The organism is Pseudomonas kuykendallii, assembly GCF_900106975.1.
In the GTDB taxonomy this organism is placed as follows: domain Bacteria; phylum Pseudomonadota; class Gammaproteobacteria; order Pseudomonadales; family Pseudomonadaceae; genus Pseudomonas_O; species Pseudomonas_O kuykendallii.
On sequence record NZ_FNNU01000004.1, the window covers coordinates 390,982 to 414,156 of the forward strand.

Annotated in this window: 21 protein-coding genes; 9 read left to right on the plus strand and 12 right to left on the minus strand. The window is 66.5% G+C overall.

Features of this window, described 5'->3' with window-relative positions; translation table 11 throughout:
* The first annotated feature begins 67 nt into the window (after positions 1–67).
* From BLV15_RS15130 to BLV15_RS15140, 3 genes are all read left to right on the plus strand, one after another.
* Entirely contained in the window at positions 68–961 is an 894-nt protein-coding gene (locus BLV15_RS15130; protein ID WP_090229960.1) for a LysR substrate-binding domain-containing protein, read from the plus strand.
* A 104-nt stretch (positions 962–1,065) separates the two neighbouring features.
* Complete coding sequence (locus BLV15_RS15135) at positions 1,066–1,761, plus strand: fumarylacetoacetate hydrolase family protein (protein ID WP_090229961.1); 696 nt, start codon at positions 1,066–1,068, stop codon at positions 1,759–1,761.
* Positions 1,762–1,894: 133 nt separating this feature from the next.
* On the plus strand, positions 1,895–2,809 hold the full coding sequence (locus tag BLV15_RS15140; protein WP_090229964.1) for a helix-turn-helix transcriptional regulator: 915 nt from the start codon (positions 1,895–1,897) through the stop codon (positions 2,807–2,809).
* 34 nt (positions 2,810–2,843) lie between these two features.
* Here BLV15_RS15140 and BLV15_RS15145 read toward each other — a convergent pair whose 3' ends face one another.
* Entirely contained in the window at positions 2,844–3,827 is a 984-nt protein-coding gene (locus BLV15_RS15145; RefSeq protein WP_090229966.1) for a phosphoribosyltransferase family protein, read from the minus strand.
* A 536-nt stretch (positions 3,828–4,363) separates the two neighbouring features.
* On the opposite strand from BLV15_RS15145, the gene BLV15_RS15150 reads away from it, so the two are divergent.
* Positions 4,364–5,578 (plus strand): YeeE/YedE family protein, encoded by a 1,215-nt coding sequence (locus tag BLV15_RS15150; RefSeq protein ID WP_090229969.1) that lies wholly within the window; start codon positions 4,364–4,366, stop codon positions 5,576–5,578.
* An 11-nt stretch (positions 5,579–5,589) separates the two neighbouring features.
* On the opposite strand, the gene BLV15_RS15155 is transcribed toward BLV15_RS15150, so the two are convergent.
* Positions 5,590–6,651 carry an SDR family oxidoreductase gene (locus tag BLV15_RS15155; RefSeq protein ID WP_090229972.1) on the minus strand — a complete coding sequence of 354 codons (1,062 nt, stop codon included), beginning with the start codon at positions 6,649–6,651 and terminating at the stop codon, positions 5,590–5,592.
* 82 nt (positions 6,652–6,733) lie between these two features.
* Here BLV15_RS15155 and BLV15_RS15160 point away from each other — a divergent pair, with 82 nt between their 5' ends.
* Positions 6,734–7,114 (plus strand): winged helix-turn-helix transcriptional regulator, encoded by a 381-nt coding sequence (locus BLV15_RS15160; protein ID WP_090229974.1) that lies wholly within the window; start codon positions 6,734–6,736, stop codon positions 7,112–7,114.
* Positions 7,115–7,117: 3 nt separating this feature from the next.
* Here BLV15_RS15160 and BLV15_RS15165 read toward each other — a convergent pair whose 3' ends face one another.
* Complete coding sequence (locus BLV15_RS15165; protein WP_090229978.1) at positions 7,118–7,915, minus strand: phosphodiesterase; 798 nt, start codon at positions 7,913–7,915, stop codon at positions 7,118–7,120.
* A gap of 175 nt (positions 7,916–8,090) precedes the next feature.
* Here BLV15_RS15165 and BLV15_RS15170 point away from each other — a divergent pair, with 175 nt between their 5' ends.
* Complete coding sequence (locus tag BLV15_RS15170; protein WP_090229980.1) at positions 8,091–9,773, plus strand: NAD-dependent malic enzyme; 1,683 nt, start codon at positions 8,091–8,093, stop codon at positions 9,771–9,773.
* 282 nt (positions 9,774–10,055) lie between these two features.
* Here the strand turns inward: BLV15_RS15170 and BLV15_RS15175 are convergent, their stop codons facing one another.
* The 3 genes from BLV15_RS15175 to BLV15_RS15185 form a co-directional block, all read right to left on the minus strand.
* Positions 10,056–10,820, minus strand: a complete 765-nt coding sequence (locus BLV15_RS15175; protein WP_090229983.1) for a 2-keto-4-pentenoate hydratase — start codon at positions 10,818–10,820, stop codon at positions 10,056–10,058.
* Positions 10,821–10,897: 77 nt separating this feature from the next.
* A complete protein-coding gene (locus BLV15_RS15180) occupies positions 10,898–12,184 on the minus strand; it encodes an MFS transporter (RefSeq protein WP_217632893.1) in 1,287 nt (428 codons plus the stop codon).
* A 148-nt stretch (positions 12,185–12,332) separates the two neighbouring features.
* Entirely contained in the window at positions 12,333–13,454 is a 1,122-nt protein-coding gene (locus BLV15_RS15185; RefSeq protein WP_245728200.1) for a pyridoxal-phosphate-dependent aminotransferase family protein, read from the minus strand.
* Between the two features lie 236 nt (positions 13,455–13,690).
* Here BLV15_RS15185 and BLV15_RS15190 point away from each other — a divergent pair, with 236 nt between their 5' ends.
* Positions 13,691–14,386: a GntR family transcriptional regulator gene (locus BLV15_RS15190; protein ID WP_245728201.1), complete on the plus strand. Its 696-nt coding sequence runs from the start codon at positions 13,691–13,693 to the stop codon at positions 14,384–14,386.
* Here the strand turns inward: BLV15_RS15190 and BLV15_RS15195 are convergent.
* Positions 14,383–15,153 carry a sulfite exporter TauE/SafE family protein gene (locus tag BLV15_RS15195; RefSeq protein WP_090229991.1) on the minus strand — a complete coding sequence of 257 codons (771 nt, stop codon included), beginning with the start codon at positions 15,151–15,153 and terminating at the stop codon, positions 14,383–14,385. The two genes, BLV15_RS15190 and BLV15_RS15195, sit on opposite strands and share 4 nt — an antisense overlap.
* A gap of 113 nt (positions 15,154–15,266) precedes the next feature.
* On the opposite strand from BLV15_RS15195, the gene BLV15_RS15200 reads away from it, so the two are divergent.
* On the plus strand, positions 15,267–16,193 hold the full coding sequence (locus BLV15_RS15200) for a LysR substrate-binding domain-containing protein (protein ID WP_090229994.1): 927 nt from the start codon (positions 15,267–15,269) through the stop codon (positions 16,191–16,193).
* Here the strand turns inward: BLV15_RS15200 and BLV15_RS15205 are convergent.
* From BLV15_RS15205 to BLV15_RS15215, 3 genes are all read right to left on the minus strand, one after another.
* Positions 16,190–16,654 carry an RNA methyltransferase gene (locus tag BLV15_RS15205; RefSeq protein ID WP_090229996.1) on the minus strand — a complete coding sequence of 155 codons (465 nt, stop codon included), beginning with the start codon at positions 16,652–16,654 and terminating at the stop codon, positions 16,190–16,192. The two genes, BLV15_RS15200 and BLV15_RS15205, sit on opposite strands and share 4 nt — an antisense overlap.
* 79 nt (positions 16,655–16,733) lie before the next feature.
* Positions 16,734–17,426: a DUF4870 domain-containing protein gene (locus BLV15_RS15210; protein ID WP_175534371.1), complete on the minus strand. Its 693-nt coding sequence runs from the start codon at positions 17,424–17,426 to the stop codon at positions 16,734–16,736.
* 149 nt (positions 17,427–17,575) lie between these two features.
* Positions 17,576–19,381, minus strand: coding sequence for a monovalent cation:proton antiporter-2 (CPA2) family protein (locus BLV15_RS15215; protein WP_090230001.1), 1,806 nt, complete (start codon positions 19,379–19,381; stop codon positions 17,576–17,578).
* 355 nt (positions 19,382–19,736) lie between these two features.
* Between BLV15_RS15215 and BLV15_RS15220 the strand changes: the two genes are divergently transcribed.
* A complete protein-coding gene (locus BLV15_RS15220; protein ID WP_090230004.1) occupies positions 19,737–19,991 on the plus strand; it encodes a DUF3253 domain-containing protein in 255 nt (84 codons plus the stop codon).
* Positions 19,992–20,217: 226 nt separating this feature from the next.
* Here BLV15_RS15220 and BLV15_RS15225 read toward each other — a convergent pair whose 3' ends face one another.
* Positions 20,218–21,588: an MFS transporter gene (locus BLV15_RS15225; RefSeq protein ID WP_090230007.1), complete on the minus strand. Its 1,371-nt coding sequence runs from the start codon at positions 21,586–21,588 to the stop codon at positions 20,218–20,220.
* 51 nt (positions 21,589–21,639) lie between these two features.
* Positions 21,640–23,175, minus strand: coding sequence for a class I adenylate-forming enzyme family protein (locus BLV15_RS15230; RefSeq protein WP_090230011.1), 1,536 nt, complete (start codon positions 23,173–23,175; stop codon positions 21,640–21,642).

Below are 23,175 nucleotides of genomic sequence, written 5' to 3' on the forward strand. Positions count from 1 at the left end.
TAAATTAGCGCTTAATCTGCCGTGCGAAAATCGATAGAAATTAAGCAATTCTGTTAGATTTGCTTACATGACCACACTTCCCCCGCTCTCCGCATTGCGCAGTTTCGAAACCGTCGTCCGCCTCGGCAGCATCACCCTGGCGGCCGGTGAACTGCACGTCACTCATTCGGCGATCAGCCAGCAGATCAAGCTGCTCGAACAGTTGCTCGGTTTGTCGCTGTTCGTCCGCGAGGGCCGCGGCCTGACGCTGACCGAGGACGGCCGGCTGTATGCGCTGCAGATTCGCCACGCGCTGGCGAACATCGCCGAGGCGACGCGGCTGGTGCAGGACCGCCCCGGCCGCGACGACCTGGTGATCGCCGTGGTGCCCTCCTTCGGGCTGAGCTGGCTGCTGCCGCGGCTGCCGGGTTTCCAGGCGCGATACCCGCGTTACCGGGTGCGCCTGCAAGCCAGCCTGGGCCTGCAGAACATCCGCCAGGAGGCCATCGACGTGGCGATCCGCATGGGCCAGGGCAATTGGGAAGGAGCGACGCAGAAGAAGCTGTTCGACGACGAACTGATCCTGGTCGCCTCGCCACGGCTCAACGGCGGCGAGTTGCCGGACACCCCCGAAGCGGCCATGCGCCTGCCATTGATCCGCACCGGCGAGCCCTGGCTGCGCTGGTGCCAGGCGGCCGGTGTGGAGGAACCTTCCGACAGCGCGGGCCTGTGGATCAACGATTCCAACCTGGTGCTGGAAGCGGTGCGGCTGCAGCAGGGCATCGCCCTGGAGCGCCGCAGCCTGGTCCACGCCGCGTTGCAACACGGCGAACTGGTGCAACTGACCTCGATCGCGGTGCCCTATGCGCATCCGTACTGGCTGGTCTGGCCGCCGCGCGAAAGCAGCCGGCGCAAGCAGGAGGAATTCGCCGGCTGGCTGGAGGAGGAAGTCGCGTTCTATCTGGCGCAACTGAGCCGCTAGGACGCGATCTGCGTTGCTCCGTCCAAGACCCGCGTAGTTCTCTCCAACCCGGCGCGGGGCGGCTTGCGCACACTGCTGGCAAGCAAACCGACAGGAGACCTGCCATGAGTGACTACGTGATCGCCCCCAACGCCCTGCCCTCGGTGGCCGTCGCCGGCCAGTTCGCGCGCTTCCCGATTCGCCGGGTGTTCTGCGTCGGGCGCAATTACTCCGAGCACGCCCGCGAGATGGGCCACGACCCGGACCGCGAACCGCCGTTCTTCTTCATGAAACCGGCCGACGCGGTCGTCCCGGCCGAGGGCACCCTCGCCTATCCGCCGCTCACCGCCGACCTGCACCACGAGGTGGAACTGGTGGTGGCGATCGGCAAGGGCGGGGTCGATATCGACCCCGCGCAGGCGCTGGATCACGTCTGGGGATACGCCGTGGGCCTGGACCTGACGCGCCGCGACCTGCAGGCGCAGGCCAAGAAGATGGGTCGCCCGTGGGAATGGGCCAAGGCCTTCGACGGCTCCGCGCCCTGCAGCGCGCTGGTGCCGGCGAGCGTGGCTGGGCACCCGCAGCGCGGCGCGATCTGGCTCAAGGTGAACGGCGAGGAGCGCCAGCGCGGCGACCTGGCCGAGCAGATCTGGCCGGTCAGCGACGTCATCGCCCATCTCTCGCGATCGGTGCAGCTCAAGGCCGGCGACCTGATCTTCACCGGCACCCCGGCGGGCGTCGGCGCCTTGCAGCCAGGCGACCGCCTCGAAGGCGGCATCGAGGGCATCGCCGAATTCAGCCTGGACATCGCAGCACGCTGATTAAGGCGCGCAGCGGCGAACTCTCCAGGACCAGGGCGCTCCCACAAGCAGATAGGATGGCGCAGCGCACCCGCGCTCGCCCTCCCCGATCACCCTGCGGCCTTCACCGCCCGAGATTCCGGTTACGCCGAACATGCCCGATCCGTCCCGCGTGCCCACGTACGGCATGCACCAGCGCAGCGACCGCGCGGACTTCTACATCCGCGACAAGCAGGCGCGCCCGGCACTGACCGCTCCGCACCGGCACGAGTACTTCCAGATCCAGATCAACCTGGGCGGCGACACGCTGCAGCACATCGGCGGTGCGATCCGACCGTTCCCGCGCAACACCCTGGCGTTCATCCTGCCGCATCGCCTGCACGTGATCCCGCACCCCGAAGACGGCAACTTCGTGCTGATCAACTTCGCCCAGGAGTTCCTCCTGCCGCAGGTGCGCTGCGACGCGCTGGACCTGGAGGACATTCCGCTCAGCGAGGCGCAGGAACTGGCGCCGTTCCGCTTCCAGGAGCACCTGGATTTCATCCTCGACGACGACGAATTCGGCCCGGTCGCCGAGCTGCTGGAACGGATGCGCGCGGTGGACGGCGCGCGCCACTTCGGCTCGGAGCTGATCCTCAAGGGCTACCTGCTGCAGTTGATCGGCCTGGTCTGCGCACGCTACCAGAACGAGTTGCTGGCGCTGTCGGCGAACAAGGCCGAGAAGCGCGGCCGGCGGGATGCCATGGGCCGGGTGTCCAGGTACATCCGCGAACACCTGCTCGACCCGCGGATGAACCTCAAGGACGCCGCGGCGGCGGCGTTTCTGTCGCCCAACTACCTCACCCACCTGCTGCGCAAGGAAACCGGCAGCAGCTTCTCCGAACTGGTGCTGGAACGCCGCATGCGCCTGGCGCGCACCCACCTGATCAACGGCAACAAGCCCCTCGCCCACGTCGCCCTCGCCTGCGGCTTCACCGACGAAGCCTACTTTTCGCGCTGTTTCCGCAAACGTCACGGCATGCCGCCAGGACAGTTCCGCCGCGAGCAGCAACGGGGCGCGAAACCCTGAACCAAAAACGGCGCCCTACGGCGCCGTTCTTTTGTCAGACGTTTTCCATCGGAGGCTTGGGGTAGACCAGCGCGCGCAACTTCTTCAGGCGATCCTTGATTCGGCGCTTCAGCCCGACGCCCTTGCGTAGCGCGTTGAGCTTGATCTGCTGCAGCAGGTTGCCGGCCACGTACATCTGGTTGGTGGCGATACAGAACACCGGTTTGCCGGTGATGCGCATGATCTCCTGCGCCTGGAATTCCTCGCTCTCGATGAACAGCCGCGAACTGAGGTTCTTGCCGTAGACCTCGGCCTTGAACTTGTGGTGGATGTTCAGGCGCCGCCGCTCCTCGGCCGAAGGCAGGTCGACCATGTACAGGGTTTCGTACTGAACCCCGTGGCGGGCCAGCCATGCTTCGGTTTCGCCGCGGTATTTCTCCAACCGGCTGGTGACCAGCGCGGCCACCTTGGTGGACGGAATGAACAGCGGTTTGGCGGTGTTGAGGAACTCGATATAACGCGGGCCGTCGTCGTTCTGCTCGGGAGTGGGGTCTTCGCAGAGGACGCCATCGATATCCAGACAAGCGGACATCAATAACGGGTGATGCATGATGTTCCACTCGAACAGTCGTGGCTGCGGGACAACTTCGAAGTGCACATCGACCTGCGCGGTATTATCGCTTTGGGCGAATACCGCCAGGCTCACCACGTCGCCGGAATATGCGGCCCTGACCTGTTCCAGTGCGGCCTGCATGGACTTCCCCGTAGAGATGCTGTCGTCCACCAGAAGAATCTTCTTCGCCTCCTGAGGTTTGCTCCGGGTCGCGAACTTGTAGGTCCGGGTACTGCCCTTCTTCAGGTCGTCGTTGCGCAGGAACGAGTAGAGATCGGTCAGCGGAAGATTGAGTTTCAGGGAGATGATGCTGGCGGCCAGCATGCCGCTTCGCGGAATGCCCACGACGAGCTCTACATCAGGCGGAATGCGGGTTGCAAAGCGGGTGGCCAGGTAGGACACGTCGTTGATGCTTCTGTAGTTCATGCACGAAACTCCTGGGCGCAGAATCCTTCTTGACGACAAACGGAGGCGCCTTGCGGGGATGGCCGCGAAGCATCGTTCGATAATCGGAGGGGGTAACCTCGGCGACTTCCCTGTTTGTCGGGAACGACTATGTCGTAGTGGTCATATACGCATCGGACTGCACTTCGCCGGACGCCCGATCAAACCGGCGAAGTCCGCGAATGCATGCTTTTTTCATTCGGGAATATATATGAACGAATTACCGAGAAACCCCGCTTGTCATAACTCGTAACACTCGCCTGTCTTCAGCCCCACGCGAAGGAAGTTATCCGCCCTGTATCACGTGGTCATATCTGGCCAATGACGCACATGCAGACACGCCGATATGTGAAGTGTCGGGAAAAGTGTGTCAGGAAAGTTGGAGTCCAATCCCGGGAAGTTCGGCATCAACGCGGACGATCCGTCCCGAAGAAAGCCTGCGCGTCTGGCGGCTCAGGCTTGGGTGGCGGCCCGTGGAGGTTTAAAATGACGGCCCTTTTGCAGTGCGGTGCTTCCCAATGAGCTTATCGATTTCCACGGCGGCCCCGGCTCCGCGTCCAGGTACGCCGATGGTCGCCATGGCCTTGCTGCTGCTCGGTGCGGTCGCCCTGAGCCTGGGCGTCAGCGGCCGTCAGGCGTTGCTGTTCATCGTCGGCGCGGCGCTGGGCCTGGTGCTCTATCACGCCTCGTTCGGCTTCACCTCGGCCTGGCGGGTGTTCCTCAACGACCGCCGCGGCGCGGGCCTACGTGCGCAGATGGTGATGCTCGCGGTGGCGGTGCTGCTGTTCTTCCCGGCGCTGAGCGCGGGCACGCTGTTTGGCATGCCGGTGAAGGGGCTGGTCGCGCCGGCAGGCACCTCGGTGGTGATCGGCGCCTTCATCTTCGGTGTCGGCATGCAGCTGGGCGGCGGCTGCGCGTCCGGCACGCTGTTCACCGTCGGCGGCGGCAATGCGCGAATGCTGGTCACCCTGCTGTTCTTCATCGTCGGCGGCGTGCTGGCTACCCATCACCTGCAATGGTGGTCGGCGCTGCCGAGCCTGCCGCCCACGTCGATCATCACCACCATGGGCATGCTGCCGGCGCTGATCTTCAGCCTCGCGCTGTTCGCCGCCATCGCCGCCCTGAGCGCGCGCCTGGAACTGCGTCGCCACGGCCAGCTGGAACGCGCGGCACCCAGCGAACATCAGGGCATGCAGCGCTTTTTCCGTGGCCCCTGGCCGCTGGTCTGGGGCGCCGTGCTGCTGGCGCTGCTCAACTACGCGACCCTGGCGCTGGCCGGACGCCCGTGGGGCATCACCTCGGCCTTCGCCCTGTGGGGCGCCAAGGTGCTGCAAGGGATGGGGGTAGCGGTGTCCAGCTGGCCGTTCTGGCAGCAGCCGGCGAATGCCAGCGCGCTGGCCGCACCGGTCTGGCAGGACATCACCACGGTGATGGACATCGGCATCATGCTCGGCGCGCTGCTGGCGGCCGGCCTGGCCGGACGCTTCGCACCGAACCTGCGGATTCCGCTGCGCTCCCTGGTGGCCGCGGTGATCGGCGGGCTGATGCTCGGCTACGGTTCGCGCCTGGCCTATGGCTGCAACATCGGCGCCTACTTCAGCGGCATCGCCTCCGGCAGCCTGCACGGCTGGCTGTGGCTGGTGGCGGCGTTCGTCGGCAACGGCGTCGGCGTGCGCCTGCGACCGCTGTTCTTCCCCGGTGAACGCCGCGAAGTCCAACTGACCGGCTGCTGAACCTGGGCGGCTCAGGGAATGAGCCGCAACTCGCGCAGGCGGGCGAACACGTCGAAGAAGGCATCGTCGCTGGCCTGGTAGTCGAGAAAGCCCAGCTTGCGGCTCTTCGACATGTCGGTCACCACCTCGATGGGTCGGCCAAGGTCGGCGTCGGTGTGCCAGGGCGAGATCAGCCGGTTCAGGTCCGCTTCGGCCAGGCCGAACTTCGCCACCATCTCGGCCCAGACCTTGCCGTCATCCGCCATCTGCCGCTCCAGCGGCTGCAGGCTGCCGTCGAACGGCGCCGCCTCGAGGCCGAACCACTCGGCGATGCGTCGCCACATCCAGCTCCAGCGGAACACGTCGCCGTTGACCACGTTGAACGCCTGGTTGGCCGCTGCCGGCGTGGTCGAGGCCCACAGCAGCTGGCGCGCCAGTTGGCGGGCATCGGTCATGTCGGTGAGGGCATTCCACTGCACCTCGGAGCCCGGGAAGCGGAACGGACGACCGCTGAAGCGGCAGATCGAGGCGTACACCGCCAGGGTGGTCGCCATGTTCATCGCATTGCCCACCGCCACGCCGGTAATGGTGTGCGGGCGGTGCACGCTCCAGCGGTAGCCATGCCGCTCGGCGCCGGCGAACACTTCGTCCTCCTGCGCGTAATAGAAGTTCTCGACGTCGAGGCGGCCCTGTTCCTCGCGGAACGGTGTTTGCGGCAAGGCGCCCTTGCCATAGGCCTCGAACGGGCCGAGGTAGTGCTTGAGCCCGGTGACCAGTGCCACGTGTTCGAGGCTGCCGCGCGGCCCGACGGCATCGAGCAGGTTGCGCACCATGGCGGCGTTGACGCGGATGTTCTCGGCCTCGCTGGACTGGCGCGACCAGGTGCTGATGAACAGGTGCGACGGCGCCAGCGTGGCCAGGGCGGCGTTGAGCGAGGAGGCGTCCAGCAGGTCCGCTCCGATCGGCGTGACGCCAGGCCGGGCAACCGGTTTGCGCGCCAGGCCGGCAACCTGCCAGCCCAGCCCGAGCAGTTCCTCCACGGTCGCGCTACCGACGATCCCGCTCGCCCCGACAACCAATGCAACCTTCGACATAATCGACTCCACGGATAAACGTTCCCGACACCATAAAGACCCCTGGACCGTTGTCCAAGTCGGCACCAAAAGGTAACCACCGATGAAACCCGGGACTCCCGAAGAGCAATGGCGCGAGGATTGCGCGCCGCGCCGCGTGCTGGAACTGTTCGCCACCAAGTGGACCAGCATGATCCTGCACACCCTCCACGCCCGGCATGGCGGGCGGGCGCGTACCGGCGCGCTGCACCGCAGCCTGTCCGGCATTTCGATGAAGATGCTCAGCCAGACCCTGCGCGAGCTGGCCGCCAGCGGCTTGGTCACCCGACATGTGGAGGACAGCGTGCCGCCGGCGGTGGAGTACGCGCTGTCGCCGCTCGGCGAGCTGATGGTGCAGCCGATCGAGATGGTCTACGACTGGGCGCGGGCGAACGCCGCGGCGCTGGACGATCTCGAGCCGCGGGCTACCTCGAAGCGACGCTGAGGCTCAGGCGAACGGCAGCGGGCCGGTGAACGAGCCGATCGGTAGCCAGTGGGTGATCAGCCCGGTTTCGGCCCGCCAGTGGTGCAGCAACATCGCCGGCGGCTCGATGTAGGACGCTTCCTCGGCGTCCGGGTCCAGGCGCAGGGCGATGGCCGTGGTGGTGCTCGGCGCGGTGCACAGCAGCGTGCCGCCGAAGCGCAGCTGCATCGAGCGGTGGATATGTCCGCAGACGATCCGCTCGACCGCCGGGTAGCGCGACACCAGCTGCGCCAGCCGATGGCCGTTGCGGCATTTGTACAGATCGATGTAGGGGATGCCGCTGTCGAACGGCGGCTGGTGCAGCATGATCAGCGTCGGCCGCTGCGGCTCGCGCGCCAGCGCCTGCTCCAGCCAGGCGACGGCGGCTTCGCTCATGTCGCCGTGGTGCTCGCCGGGCACGGTGACGTCCAGGCCGATGATGCGCAGCGGTCCGTGGTCGGCGGCAATGAAATGCAGCGGGCCGCCGGCAGGCAGATAATGGTGGTCGGTGAAGGCTGCGCGAAACGCCTCGCGCTCGTCGTGATTGCCGGGAATGAGCAGCATGGGCTGGCGAACCCCGGCCAGTAGCGCCCTGGCCATCGCGTACTCGGCGGGAGAACCTTCGTCGACCAGATCGCCGCTGATGATCAGCAGGTCGGGCTGCGGATGCAGCTGGTTCAGCTGGTCGATGGCGGCGCGGAACATCGCGTTGGAATCCACCCGTCCCTGGTAGAGCGTATCGGCAGGACGGATGTGCGGGTCGGACAGTTGGGCGATGAGCATTCTTTCCCCAGGGCTCGTATGATCGATGCCCCGGCGGCAATCACGCAGAGCATTCGGCGGAATACCGCAGCAAGTAACGCGCCACACAGAAGGGCCCGGGGAAGGACAAGTTCATCTGGCGCTTCTCGGAAAAATCCATATATTGAATGCAAAATACAAAAAGAGAGGTGACGAAATGAACAACCCGCCCCTTCGCCCGGTCACGGTGCGCTTCAAGGGTCCTTCGCTGCTGAGCACGCCGCTGCTGAACAAGGGCACCGCCTTCTCTGCCGAAGAACGCCGCGAACTGGGCCTGCTCGGCCTGCTGCCGAACCAGATCGAAACCATCGACCAGCAGGCCGCCCGCGCCTACCGGCAGTTCGAGGCCTGCAATACCGATCTCGAACGCCACGTGCTGCTGCGTTCGATCCAGGATTTCAACGAAACCCTGTTCTACCGTCTGGTCGACGAGCACCTCGAGGAGATGCTGCCAGTCATCTACACGCCGACCGTGGGCAAGGCCTGCCAGGAATTCTCGCGCATCTACCGCAGCCACCGCGGCCTGTTCATCTCCTACGATGACCGCGAGCAGATGGATGAAATCATCGGCAACGTCACCAAGGACAACGTCAAGGTGATCGTGGTCAGCGACTGCGAACGCATCCTCGGCCTCGGCGACCAGGGCGTCGGCGGCATGGGCATCCCGATCGGCAAGCTGTCGCTGTACACCGCCTGCGGTGGCGTCAGCCCGGCCTACACGCTGCCGATCGTGCTGGATGTCGGCACCAACAACCCCGAGCGCCTGGAAGACCCGCTGTACTTCGGCATCCGCCGCCAGCGCGTGCGCGGCGAGGAGTACTACGCCTTCGTCGAGCAGTTCGTCGCCGCGGTGAAACGTCGTTGGCCGAACGTGCTGCTGCAGTTCGAGGACTTCGCCCTCGCTACCGCGATGCCGCTGCTGGAGCGCTACCGCGACGAGCTGTGCTGCTTCAACGACGACATCCAGGGCACCGCGGCGGTCACCGTCGGCACCCTGCTGGCTGCCTGCAAGCTCAAGGGCGAGAAGCTCAGCGAGCAGACCGTGGCCTTCGTCGGCGCCGGTTCCGCCGGTTGCGGCATCGCCGAGCAGATCATCGCTGCAATGAAGGCCGAGGGGCTCAGCGACGCGCAGGCACGCCAGCGCGTCTACCTGCTCAACAGCAAGGGCCTGCTCACCGACGACCAGGAAGGCCTGTACGACTTCCAGAAGCGCCTGATGCACAGCCGCGACGAGGTGGCCGTCTGGAAGACCAGCGCGACGCTGCCCTCGCTGCCCTCGCTGCTCGACGTGGTCGCCAACGCCAAACCCAGCGTGCTGATCGGGGTGTCCGGCAAGGGTGGGTTGTTCACCCAGGAAATCATCGAGACCCTGCACAGCCACTGCCCGCGGCCGATCATCATGCCGCTGTCCAACCCGACCTCGCAGATCGAGGCGCGCCCGGAAGACGTGCTGACCTGGACCAAGGGCCAGGCGCTGATCGCCACCGGCAGCCCGTTCAAGCCGGTCACCGTGGACGGCAAGACCTACCCGATCGCCCAGTGCAACAACTCCTACATCTTCCCCGGCATCGGCCTGGGCGTGCTGGCGGTGCAGGCTGAGCGCGTCACCGAAAGCATGCTGATGGCCTCGGCGCTGGCACTGGCCGAATGCTCCGCCAGTGACGAGATGCTGCCGCCGCTGAGCAAGGTGCAGGAAGTCAGCAAGCGCATCGCCTTCGCCGTGGGCAAGGCCGCCCAGGAAGCCGGCGTGGCGCCGGGGCGCAGCGACGACGAGCTGCACGCGGCGATCGAGGCGAACTTCTGGTATCCGCGTTACCGGCAATACCGCGCGCAGGACTGATCGTCCCGACGCCTTGGCGAAACCAGAACCCCCGGCTTGTCCGGGGGTTTTTCGTTATGGGGACGCAGTGTCGGGGGGACTGAACGGCGGGAGGCTGGACGGCGGTGGGCTGAAGCCCACCCTACGCGCTGCGATTCGGCGAACCCCAAACGCGGGGTGATGGGCGCAAACGAAAAGCCCCCGGCATCGCTGCCAGGGGCTCTGGAATTTCGCGCAACGCCCGTAGGGTGGACTTCAGCCCACCACGATACCGCACCTACCGAACGCGGCCGCCGCCGGAACTCAGACCAACGTCAACTCCACCGCCGGCAAGCCGGTGATGCTGCCTTTCACGGCACCGGCGCCTTCGGCGAAGTACATGCCGATGTAGGAACCGGTGGTGACCACGGTTTCCGGGGTCAGCACGATGCCCTGGGCGGTGCAGTGATTGACCAGCCACGGCAGCAGGCGGCGTGGATCGCCGGCGGTGTTGACCGCGGTCCAGTCCGGCAGGCGGCGCTCGCCGGCGAACTCGAAGTTCAGCGAAGGGGCGGCGAAGGGAAAGTCCTCCCGGTAGGGAATGAACTCGCCGACCACCAGCGCGCCGTGGCTCATCAGGTCCGCCAGTTGCCAGAGCGGCTCGACCTTCGGCCAGTCGGCGTAGCGGCTGGTGACCAGCTCGATGGTCGGGCCCATGGAGCCGATGGCCTGCATCACCTCCTCGTCCGAATAGCTGCGCCCCGGCTCGAAGCGGCGGTTGAAGCGGAACGCCACCTCGAGTTCCAGCGCCAGCGGCTGGAAGTCGTCGCGGCGCAGTTGCACGCCGGTCGGATGCACGCCGTCGGCAGGCAACGGGGCCGCCTGGATCGGGCCGTCGGAGGATTTCGAGCCGACCTTCCAGCCCGCCACTCCTACATTGCGCAAGCCGAGAATCTGCTTGTGCACGGCGTAGGCGGCAGCCGGGTTGGCGGGCGCCAGCGCCGGGTCCAGCCCGGTCAGCGGCTGGCGGTCCTGGCGCGCCCGATGAAGCAGGCTGGCGAGCGTTGATGCGGGAGCAGTGGTAGTCACGGCGGATTCCTCGTTTCGTTCGGTCGGTCGCCACCCGAGGGTGGCGGCCGAGGATCAGGGCGTGAGCGGCCGTGTCGCTAGTGCTGCACCACGGCGCCCACGGGAGCTTGCGGCTGGTAGGACTGGATGTCGAACTTGCGCTCGGGGTGCATGCGGAACGACAGCAGCACGCCACAGCCCATCAGCACCATGCTTACCACAAACGGCAGTTCCCAGCTGCCGTAGTGGTCGATGAGGAACCCGGAGACCACCGGCGAGAGGATCGCCGCGGCAGCCGAGCCGGTGTTCATCATGCCGCTGGCGGTGCCCGAGCATTCCGGCGCGATGTCCATCGGAATCGCCCACACCGGGCCGATCATCAGCTCGGCGAAGAAGAAGCCGGCGGACAGGCAGGCCATGGCCAGGTACATGTTCTTGGTGAAGGCCACCGGAATCAGCGCGATCAGTGCCAGCGTCATGCAGATGGCGATCATCCAGCTGCGCGAGCGTTTCAGGCAGTTGGTCTTCACCAGCACGCGGTCGGTGATGATGCCGCCGAGGGTGTCGCCGATGACGCCGGCGAAGAACACCGCCGAGGCGAAGATCGCCGACTTCTTCAGGTCCAGGCTGTAGTTGTGCAGGAAGTACTGGGGAATCCAGGAGAGGAACAGCCAGAGCGTCCAGCCGTAGCAGAAGTAGACGATGGTCACCGGCCACATGCGCTTGAACAGCGGCCCCCAGGGAACGACGATCTTGACCTTCTTGGGTTCGGGCAGGGAGTCGATTTCCTGCTGGGTGATGCGCGGGTGGTCCTTCGGGTTCTCGGTGAAGAGGAAGGCCCAGGCCGCGACCCAGATCAGGCTGATGATCCCGCAGGCGAAGAACGAGGCGCGCCAGCCGTAGATCGACATGATGCCGACGATGGCCGCCGGCGCCACGGCGTTGCCGATGCGTGCCGCCGAGTGGGTGATGCCCTGGGCGAAGCCGCGCTTCTCCTTCGGCACCCAGCGCGACATCGCCGCGGTGGCCGCGGGAAAGGTCGCGCCTTCGCCCAGGCCCAGCAGCAGGCGGGCGACGAGCAGGGAAACCAGGCCGCCGGCGAAACCGGTGAGCAAGGTGGCCGCGGCCCACATGAGGCCGCAGAAGATCAGCGTGCGGCGCGATCCGAAGCGGTCGCTGACCCAGCCGCCGATGATCTGGAAGATCAGGTAGGGATAGGCGAAGGCGGAGAAGACCAGGCCGATTTCGGTGTTCGACAGGTGGAATTCGGGGCCGAAGCCGGAGGCCGCGGTACTGACGTTGACCCGGTCGAGGTAGGTAATGAAGTACATGACGCAGAGCATGCCCAGCACCAGGCTGGTGGCACGGAAACGAAGCAGTTTCATGTAGCTATCTCCACATTCTTATTGTTCGTGCCTGGGCGGCACATGAGTCGGGATAGTTCGGTCTTGAAGCTTGGAGCAGTGGGTTCCGTGCACGACGGCAAGGTGCGAAGGCGTGCCCCGGCGGCGGATCGCCGGGGCACACGACGGTTCAGCGATTGAACGGCACGCGTTGCGAAACCAGATAGTCCATGGCGGCGCTGACACCGCTTCCGGCGAGTTTCATGCCGGCGATCTGCATGCCCATCTCGCACCCGGTGAGGGTCGCCATCAGGGTCAGGTCGTTGCAGTCGCCGAGGTGGCCGATGCGGTACATGCGCCCTTTCATCTTGCCCAGGCCGGTGCCCAGCGACATGTCGAAGCGCTCGTAGATGGTCTTGCGCAACTGGTCGGCATCGATGCCTTCGGGCGTCATCACGCCGGTCAGCACCGGGCTGTAGACCGCGGGGTCGGCGCATTGGATTTCCAGGCCCCAGGCGCGTACGGCGATGCGACAGGCTTCGGCCAGGCGGTTGTGGCGGATGAAGACGTTGTCCAGGCCTTCGCCGAGGATCATGTCCAGCGCCTCGGACAGGCCATAGAGCAGGTTGGTGCTCGGCGTGTACGGCCAGTAGCCGGTCTTGTTCATCTCGACGATCTCGTCCCAGCCCCAGAATGCGCGCGGCAGCCTGGCGGTCTTGCTGGCTTCGAGGGCTTTCGGCGAGAGGGCGTTGAAGCTGATGCCCGGTGGCAGCATCAGGCCCTTCTGCGAGCCGGAGACGGTGACGTCGACGCCCCACTCGTCATGCCGGTAGTCGGCCGAGGCCAGGCCGGAAATGGTGTCGACCAGCAGCAACGCCGGGTGGCCCGCCGCGTCCATCGCCTTGCGCACGGACGCGATGTCCGAGGTGACGCCGGTGGAGGTCTCGTTGTGCACCACGCAGACGGCCTTGATGGTGTGGCCGCTGTCCTGGCGCAGGCGCGCTTCGATCTGGTCGGCCTGCACGCCGCGGCGCCAGCCCTCGATGCCCGGCAGGCCGATGAACTCGGGATTCAGCCCGAGGTTCTCGGCCATCTTCTTCCACAGCGTGGCGAAGTGCCCGGTCTCGTACATCAGCACCGTGTCGCCGGGGCTCAGGGTATTGACCAGCGCGGCTTCCCAGGCACCAGTGCCGGAAGCGGGATAGATGACGACGGGATGCTGGGTCTTGAAGATCTGCTTGATGCCATCGATGACCTTCAGACCCAGTTCGGCGAACTCGGGGCCGCGGTGGTCGATGGTGGGGTAGCTCATGGCCCGAAGGATGCAATCGGGGACCGGGCTCGGGCCGGGGATCTGCAGAAAATGACGACCAGCGGGATGGTAATCGAGTCGGAGCATGTAAGTGCCTTCTGTCTTTTTGTTTTTTGAATGCAAAATACAATATCAATGTCTGTCGATACGTCAATAGGGGTTTGATAATCTGCAGGCCTTGAATTCAGGGAACGCGCCTGCCGGCGTTATGGGGATTTTGTATGCCAGATGCGGGAATGAACGTCGAACGACCCGTTGCAGCGATTCCGCTCAAGGTGGAGCGCCAGCAACTGCACGACACCGTGGTCGGGCACCTGCGGCGGTTGATCATCGAAGGCGTGCTGGAGCCGGGCAAGAAGCTCAACGAGCGCGAGCTTTGCGAAACGCTGGGGATTTCCCGCACGCCCCTGCGCGAGGCGCTGAAGGTGCTCGCCGCCGAAGGGCTGGTGGAAATATCGCCGAACCGCGGGGCAAGCATCGCCAGCATGTCGGAAACCGAAATCCGCGAGGCGTTCGAGTTCATGAGCGGCCTGGAGGCCTTCGCCGGGGAGCTGGCCTGCGAGCGCATCTCCGCCGAGGAACTGGCCGAGATCAAGTCGCTGCACGCCAGCATGCTCACCTGCAAGGCACAGAACGACCTGCCCGGTTACTACCAGCGCAACCAGGCGATCCACGACCTGATCAACCAGGCCGCGCGCAACGCCACGCTACGGCAGACCTACGTGTCGCTGAACTGGCGCATCCAGGCGCTGCGCTTCCACTCCAACCATCACGTCTACAAGTGGGATCGTGCGGTACACGACCACGAGGAAATGATCGAGGCGCTGGAGGCGCGTGACGGCAAGCGCCTGAGCAACATCCTGCGCCATCACCTGCTGGAGAAGCGCGACGCCGTGCTGTCGATGCTGCAGGCGAACACGCTCAAGCTCTAGTCACAGAGCGGACTGACAAGCTGATACAGCCCGAGCAGGATCAGGCTGCCGAAGAAACACGAACGGAACAGCGCCGGCGAGAGCACGCCGCGCAAGCGCTGGCCGAGGTACATGCCGGCAAGCGCCGGAGCGAGCATCGACAGCGAGGCACCCACCTCGCCGCCCGAATAGCTGCCGTTGAACGCCAGGGCGACGGCCAGCGCCAGCGTGGAAATGCTGAAGGACACGCCCATCGCCTGGATCAACCCGTCGCGCCCCAGGCCCAGCGCCTGCAGATAAGGCACCGCCGGCACCACGAAGACGCCGGTGACGGCCGTTACCAGCCCCGTCAGCAGGCCGACCAGCGGCCCCAGCCAACCTTCTGATCGCGTCGCCACCGCCGGCGGAGAACCGAACAACCCCCACAGCGCATAGGCGACCAGCACGACACCCAGCGCAGCCCCGGCCCAGGCACCGTGCGGCGCACCCAGCGCCGCGGCGCCGAGCCAGGTGCCCAGGCAGACGCCCACCTGCATCGGCGCGATACGGCGCAGCAGCGGGCCCAGTGTGCGCCACGGCCAGACCTGCCAGAGGTTGGTCAGCAGCGACGGCACGATCAGCAGCGCGGCGGCCTGAGCCGGCGTCATCAGCACTGCCAGCAGCGCCATGCAGACCGTCGGCAGCCCAAGCCCGACCACGCCCTTCACCACTCCGGCGAGCAGGAACACCGCGGCGATCGCCACGAACGACAGTGAGCCGAAGACGGACAGCGAATCGGAAAAAGGCATGCGGCACTCCTTGGGCGAGGCGCCAGTGTCGCCGCCCTGCCCGGCGGGAAAAATCGGGAAGCCCCGTAGCCGGCCTCAGGCACAGCCTGAACCACGCATGCTAGGCTCGGCCAATGCGCTTCGATCTGACCGACCTGCGGCTTTTCCTGAATGTCCACGAGGCAGGCACCATCACGGCCGGCGCACAGCGCTCGCACATGACCCTGGCCTCGGCCAGCGAGCGCATCCGCGGCATGGAGGAACTGCTCGGCGTGGCCCTGCTCAAGCGCGACCGGCGCGGCGTCGAGGTCACCGCCGCCGGGCGCACGCTGGTGCAGCACGCGCGCATCGTGCTGCAGCAGATGGACCGCCTGCGGGGCGACCTCGGCCAGTACGGCCGCGGCCTGAAGGGCCAGGTCCGGCTGCTCTGCAACACCGCCGCGCTGAGCGAGCACCTGCCGGAAATCCTCGGCCGCTTCCTGCGCAGCAACCCACAGATATCCCTCAACCTGGAGGAGAAGCTCAGCTACGAGATCGTCGATGCCCTGCGCCAGGGGCTGTGCGACCTGGGCATCGTCTCCGATGCCACCGACCTGCAGGGCCTGCAGGTGTTTCCCTTTCGCCACGACCCGCTCGACCTGGTGGTGCCCCGCGAACACCCGCTGGCGGGCAGCCGTGGCATAGGCCTGGCCGAAGTCAGCCACTACGATTTCGTCGGCCTGGTGGAAGGTAGCGCGCTGCAGGATCACGTCGCCCATCACGCGCGGCGGCTGGGCAAGCGGCTGAACTACCGGGTGCAGTTGCGCAGCTTCGAGTCGATCTGCCGGATGGTCGGCGAGGGCATTGGCGTGGCCATCGTGCCGCGCACCGCGGCGATCCGCTGCGCGCGCTCGATGCCGATCAAACGCATCGCCCTGAGCGACGCCTGGGCCGCGCGCAGCCTGGTGCTCTGCGTGCGCAGCCTGGACGAATTGCCCGCCCATGCGCGCCTGCTGGTGCAGCACATCCTGCACGGAGGCGATGCCGCCGCGAGCACCGATGACGGCGCGCAGGCGCCCTAGAACTGCGGCCCCGAGCGGGTGTTGTTGCCTTTCGCCAGACGGTCGTAAAGCACCACGTTGACCGTCGCCGCGAGGTTCATGCAACCGTTGGTGGGGATGTAGACGACGTCCTCGCACCAGTCGCGGATTTCCTTGCTCAGCGAGCCGTCCTCGGCGCCGAAGATGTACAGCGCGCGGTCCGGATGGGTGTACTCGGGCAAGGCGCGGGCGCCTTCGACCAGTTCCACGGCCACCGGGATACAGCCCAGCGGGAGGATCTTGCGCAGGTCGTCGATGTTGATCAGCGGAATGCCCTGGTGGACCTTCTTGGTGTCGGTGATGAAGTCCTTCGCACGGTCGTAGCGGGTGCCGGTGTAGAACACCGAACTGACGCCGTAGCAACCGGCGGCGCGCATGATCGAACCGACGTTGGAGGGCGACTTGGGATTGCTCAGGCCGATGCAGGCGTAGCGTTTGCTCAAGAGAAGGTAACTCGCGGGAAAAACGCGATTATACGGACAGCGACGGCGGGCGTGCCCGTCGCGCGAAATGCCCTCGTCCTCAGACCGCGCGCGGCGCCTTGAACACCTTGAACGCCAGCGGATAGCGGCCTTCCTTGTTGCGGCGCACGCGGTAGAGGTTCCACACCACCGTGGCCAGGGTCAGCGGCATGGCGATGAAGACGTTGAAGAACAGCGCCAGTTTCGGCGCCAGGATGAACAGCACCGCGGTGACGCCGAACAGGGTCAGCTGGAAGTTGAACGCATTGCGTGCGGCATCCACCAGCACCCGCTGATCGCTGTGGCGCTGCGCCCACCAGTAGGCACCGGTGGAGATCACCGCGAGGAAGGTACTGAGTATCACCGTCAGGCCCAAGGCATGGGCGGCATAGACCTTCCACAGCGGGTTCGCCTGCCAGGCCGCCTTCAGCCGGGTGAAGGCCGTCGGTTCGCCGTCCGTCGGCGCCTGCGCTCTAGCGCCGTCGGTTGCGTGCCGGGTCGCGGCGGCCGGGTCAAGGGAGGCAACGAACAGGCGCACGGCGGCATGGATCAGGCTGGCGAGGATCAGCGACAGCAGCAGGTGTTCCATCAGCCCGTCGCCGAAGCGGTAGTCGAGGCTCCCGCGCACCGCGACCGACTCGCCGAGCAGCGCGCCGAACACGGCCACCACCAGCAGCGCGACGTAGCGACGAAGGTATCCGGTAACCAGGCCGTTGATGACCGCGACCAGGCCGGAGACGACAAAAGCACCCATTCGAAACTCCTCGTATTCGAGTGATGACGGCGAAAGGTGGTTTCTTGTTGTGGAAGGCCGTGGGGAACGGCCGGACATGCAGTACCACTACCGACCACCGGGCGAACCCGTGAGTTCGCCCGCCGCGGTCATCGCGAGGTGCTTCGCCTTCAGTCGGGGCGCAGTTCCTTCTCGTCCTGGCTGTCCGCCTCGAACAGCCGCTCGAGTTCGGCGCGCGCCTCGCGGGCGGTCTGCATGACCTTCGCCGCGTCGTCGTAGACCCGCTGCTGCGCCTCGAGGAGCTGTTCGTCATGGCGCTTGAAGCGCGCCACCCGGGCGTCGGCCTGGGCCGGGCTGAGCCCCAGCCCGACCAGCGTGCGCCGGCTCATCTCCAGGGCGGAGTGGAAGGTCTCGCGCACCGCCTGTGCGTCGAGGTCGACCAGCCGGTGCACGTGCTGGCGGTTGCGCGCGCGGGCGAGGATATTGATGTGCGGGTAGAGCCGGCGCACCAGCGCGGTGGTCTTGATGTTGGTTTCCGGATCGTCGGTGGCGATGACGAAGTACTCGGCCTGCTCCACCTTCGCCGCGCGGAGGATTTCCGGTCGCAGCGGGTCGCCGTAGAACACCGGCACGTGGCCGAAGCTGCGCGAGAACTCGATGGACTCCACCGCGGTATCCAGGGCGACGAAGGAAATCTTCTGCGCGCGCAGTATCCGCGCGATCACCTGGCCCATCCGGCCCATCCCGGCGATCACCACCCGAGGTGCGTCGCCGACGATGTCGCGGTACTCCTCGGGCACGTCCAGCGGCGCCGGCTTCGGTTTTGGCAGGCGCGACAAGGCCAGCAGGAGCAACGGCGTCAGCGCCATCGACAAGGTGATGGTCAGCACCAGAAGGTCGTAGAGACCCGCCTCGAAGAGCCCGCGGTCGCGGCCGATCTTGAACACCACGAAGGCGAACTCCCCGCCCGCCGCCAGCACCACGCCGAGGCGCAGCGCGCTTTCGCGGCCGAGGCCGCCGGCCATGCGCCCGACGAAATACAGCAAGGGCAGCTTCAGCACGATCAGCAGCAGGGTCAGCTCCAGCACCCTCACCGGCGCACTGAACAGCAGGCCGATGTTGGTGCCCATGCCGACGCTGATGAAGAACAGGCCGAGCAGCAGCCCCTTGAACGGTTCGATCTGCGCCTCGAGTTCGTGGCGGTATTCGGAATCCGCCAGCAGCAACCCGGCGAGGAAGGCGCCCAGCGCCATGGACACCCCGGCCAGCTCCATCAGCCAGGCGGTGCCGATCACCACCAGCAGCGCGGTGGCGGTGGACACTTCCTGCAGGCCGGTCTTGGCGACGATGCGGAACACCGGGCGCAACAGATAGCGCCCGCCGATCACCACGATGGCGATGCTGCCGAGGATCTGCAGGCCGTGGGCCAGGTCGTTCTCGGCGTTGTGCTCGACGCCGGCGAGCAGCGGCACCATGGCGATCAGGGGAATCGCCGCGATGTCCTGGAACAGCAGAATGGAGAACGCCAGGCGCCCGTGCGGGCTGTTCAGCTCCTTGCGTTCGGCCAGACTCTGCAGGCCGAACGCGGTGGACGAGAGCGCCAGACCCAGGCCGAGCACCACCGCGGCGTTCAGCGGCTGCTCGAAACCGAGCAGCGCCACCGCGCCGATCACCACGCCGGTCAGCAGCACCTGCGCCAGCCCGACGCCGAACACCGACTTGCGCATCACCCACAGCCGCCGCGGCGACAGCTCCAGGCCGATGATGAACAGCAGCAACACCACGCCCAGCTCGGAAATCTGCCCGACGCTCTGCGGATTGCCCGCCAGGCCAAGCACCGCGGGGCCGATGACCACGCCGGCCAGCAGGTAACCGAGCACGGCCCCGAGTTGCAGACGTTTGGCCAGCGGCACGGTGATCACCGCGGCGAGCAGAAAAACCACCGCGGCCTGCAGCAGATTGCCTTCATGGGGCATGGGTCACTCCTGGTCGAAAAGAATCGCCACGCACCCTCCCGGCACGCGCGGCGACATGCTGCCAGCTCAGCGGCGTCGCAGTCGAGGCGCGCATGTTGTCTCAGCCCTAATTAGCTGCGGCGGAGACAGACCCAAAGGTGCGCCTACCATCCCGTAGGGTGCGCCGCGCGCACCGATGGAACCTGCGGGTTTACCAAGGCGGCTGAACCTGCGCCGCCGCTGCCCGGCGCGTCTGCGCTCGTGGGTTTCACCCGCCCTAGAAGATGGCGATGCTTGGTGTAGGGCGGGTGAAACCCGCGAGCGGCAATACCGGTATCGCCCGGCAGGCACACAGGAGGAATGGATAATCGACGACATGATCCTCGAAGCGCGTATCGGCGAACTGCTCGCCGCGCGCAGTCCCGACGCTTCCCTCTGCCCGTCCGACGTGGCGCGCTCGCTGGCCAGCGGGGAGAACGCCTGGCGGGCGCTGATGCCGGCTGTCCGCCGCGTCGCCGCGCGCATGGCGGCGAGCGGACGCATCCGCGCGACTCAGGGCGAGCGCGAGGTGGACCTGGACGGCGAGGTGCGCGGACCGATCCGCCTGCGTCGCGGCGATCGCTTCGACTGACGGCGAACGAAAGAAGCCGCCCGATGGACTGATGCCGTTTACGTTGCCGTGGCCGAACCCGATCAGTCCCTTCACCCTCCAGCGGAGGGGAGACTGGCCGTTCCGCGGCGTTTCGCCCCTCTCCCCCAGCCCCTCTCCCATGAATGGGAGAGGGGCGGTACGGACGAACCTGAAGTGAACAGCGTTGGCCCCGGCCTGCGGCTTCGTCTACAGCCCGATACGCCAATCAGCCGGCCGACACCGGCGGCACGCGCCTGCCGGGTTGCAGCAGGGAGCGTGCGCCCTCCTCCGTGGACGCCGCGCCAGGCTGCGGGCTACCGCAGGCGACGAAGTCCTTCTGCCGCAACATCAGCAAGGCGATCAGCGAGGCGACGCCGGTGCCCACGTAGAAGTACCAGGGCGAGGTGATGTCGCCGGTCCGCTGGATCAGCCAGGTGGAGATCAGCGGCGCGCTGCCGCCGAACACCGCGACCGGGATGTTGTAGGCCACCGCGATACCGGTGGAGCGGATGCGCGTGGGCAACAGCTCGCTCATGGTCGCGTAGGTCGAGGACGCGTAGAGGCCGAAGAACACCGCCACGGCCATCAGCGGGTAGATGAAGGTCGCCGGCGTCGCCGTCGGCGCCGACTTGAAGAACCAGTACATCGACAGGCTGGCGAATACGCCGACCACCATGAGGAACGGCTTGCGCCCGTAGCGATCGGTGAACATGCCCCCCAGCGGCATCACCAGCGCCGAGGACAGACTGGCGACGAAGACGTAGAGCAGCGTGGTGCCGCTGTCGAACTTGAGCACCTTGGCCATGTAGGTCGAGGCGAAGGTCAGCACCAGATAGAAGATCGAGCTGTGCAGCGTGATGATGAAGAACACCAGGGCGATGGCGCGTTTCCACTGCAGCACCTCGCGCAACGGCGCCTTGGAGGTTTCGCCCTTGCTCACCAGGGCAAGGAATTCCGGGCTGTCCTCGAGCTTCAGGCGGATGTACATCGACACCAGGCCCATGGGGGCGGCGAACAGGAACGGAATGCGCCAGGCCCATTCCTGCATGGCTTCCGCGCCGAGGAAGAAGGTCATGCCGTTCGCCACCACGCCGCCGAGCACCAGGCCAAGCACGGCGGTGACCATCAGCCAGCTGGTGGAAAAGCCGCGACGGCCAGGGCCGGCGTATTCGGAGATGAAGCTGGTGATGGTGCCGATCTCGCCGCCGGCGGAGAAGCCCTGGATGCAGCGGATCAGCACCAGCAGGATCGGCGCGGCGATGCCGATCGACTCGTAGGTCGGCAGCAGGCCGAGCAGGAAGGTCGAGCCGGCCATCATCATCAGCACGGTCACCAGGGTCTTGCGGCGACCGATCTTGTCCGCCAGCGGGCCGAAGAACAGCCCGCCGATGGGCCGGATGAAGAAGCTCAGGGCGAAGGCGGCGAAGCTGCTCAGCAGGCTGGTCATCGGGTCGTCGGAGACGAAGAACGCCTGGCCGATGTAGACGGCGAGGAAGCCGTAGACACCGTAGTCGTACCACTCGATGAGGTGCCCCGAGGTGGCGCCGATGAAAGCCCGGCGGCGTTGCCGGGCCTGTTCGCGGGTGATCGTGCTCATGGGGATGTTCCTTTTTGTTGTTGTTCTGTGGATCGGGAAACCAGGCCGGCGTCAGGACGCCGCAGCGGCCGACTCCAGCGACTGGCGCAACTCGGTCTTGAGGATCTTGCCGTAGCTGTTCTTCGGCAGTTCCTCGCGGAACAGGTAGCGCTTGGGCTTCTTGAACGACGCCATGCGCTCGACGAACCAGGCGTTGAGCGTCTGCTCGTCGGCGTGCTGGCCGGGGTGCAGGACGACGAAGGCGACCACGATCTCGCCCCAGTCGGCTTCCGCCTCGCCCACCACCGACACCTCGGACACCGCCGGATGCAGCGCCAGCACTTCCTCCACCTCACGCGGATAGATGTTGCTGCCGCCGGAGATGATCACGTCCTTGGAGCGGTCGGTGAGGGTCAGGAAGCCCTGCTCGTCGAGGTAGCCGATGTCGCCGGTGTAAAGCCAGCCATCCACCAGGGTCGCGGCGCTGGCGGCGTCGTTGCGCCAGTAGCCGCGCATCACCGTGGCGCCGCGCACGGCGATCTCCCCCGGCACCCCGGGCGCCAACGGCTGGCGCTGCGCATCCACCACCCGCACCTCGACGCAGGACTGCGCCTGGCCGACCGACGAGGCCAGCCGTTGCCAGTGCGGGTGCGTGCGGTCGGCGATCAGCTCGCGCGACAGCGCGGTGACGGTCATCGGGCTTTCGCCCTGGCCGTAGATCTGGATCAGCCGCGGGCCGAAGGTGGCCAGCGCCTCCTGCAGGTCGGCCAGGTACATCGGCGCGCCGCCGTAGATGATCGACTTGATGCCTTCGCCGGCATAGCCCTGGCGCCGCGCCTCGTCGGTCATCCGCTTCACCATGGTCGGCGCCGCGAACAGGCTCAGTTGCCCGTGGCCGCGCGCCAGCTCGAACAGCTCGCCGGCGCCGAAGCCGCGCGACACCGGCACCACGTGGCGCGCGCCGCAACGCACGTGGATGAAGTTGTACAGCCCGGCGCCGTGGGACATCGGCGCGGCGTAGACGAAGGCATCGTTGGCATCCACCGCATCGACGTCCACCGGGTAGCACAGCGACATCGCCGTGAGGTTGCCGTGGCTGAGCATCACGCCCTTGGAGCGCCCGGTGGTGCCGGAGGTGTAGAACAGCCACGCGAGGTCGTCGGCGCTGCGCGACTGCGGCCCTGGCGCCGCGCCACGGTCGGCCTTGAGCGCCTCGAGGGCGGCGCCGCGACCGGCCAGCTCGACGCAGCCGGCGTGCAGTTGCCCAGCGCCGAACAAGGCGCCCTCGTCGGTGAAGATCAGCCGCGCCTCGGCGTTTTCGGCGATCCAGGCGGCCTCGCTGCGGTGCAGCTTGCAGTTGATCGGCACCGCCACCGCGCCGGCCCACCAGATCGCGTAGAAGAGTTCGAGGTACTCGCAGCAGTTCTTCATGAACAGGGCGACGCGCTCGCCGGGGGCGATCCCGTGTTCCTCGCGCAGGGCGACCGCCAGCGCGGCGGCGTCGGCGGCGAAGCCGGCGTAGTCGCTGACCAGGCGCTCGCCCTCGAACAGCGCCGGCCGCTGCGGCCAGCGTCGGGCCGCATCGTTGAGCCAGTTGGCGATGTTCAT